A 276-nucleotide genomic window follows, 5' to 3' on the forward strand; every position below is an offset into this window, starting at 1 on the left:
ACCGTGTCTCGCGCCGCGGCAAAAGGACCAAAGAGGAAGAACGGGCGTTGCCGCTGATCGCGAACGCTACTGTAAACCGCTCCGTGACCGCTGTCCTGCAGCGGCTCTTTCGCTTCGCGAAGGCAGAGCGCGCCGTCTTTGAGAACGAACCGAAGTGGGGCGAGCTCTATCTGCCGGAGCCAGAGGAGCGGGTGCGGGAGCTGATGGACAGCGAAGCAACGTCCCTTGATGAGGCAATGCGCGCTGATTACGAGCCGTTCTTTGCCTTCGCTCGGG

The 276-nt window shown here is 62.3% G+C and carries 1 pseudogene; it reads left to right on the forward strand.

From position 1 onward, the window contains the following. Positions 1–47: 47 nt before the first annotated feature. Positions 48–276, forward strand: a pseudogene (locus QSV46_RS39640) (integrase); the annotation flags it as partial.

Source organism: Bradyrhizobium cosmicum, from assembly GCF_032290525.1.
GTDB classification, from domain to species: domain Bacteria; phylum Pseudomonadota; class Alphaproteobacteria; order Rhizobiales; family Xanthobacteraceae; genus Bradyrhizobium; species Bradyrhizobium cosmicum_A.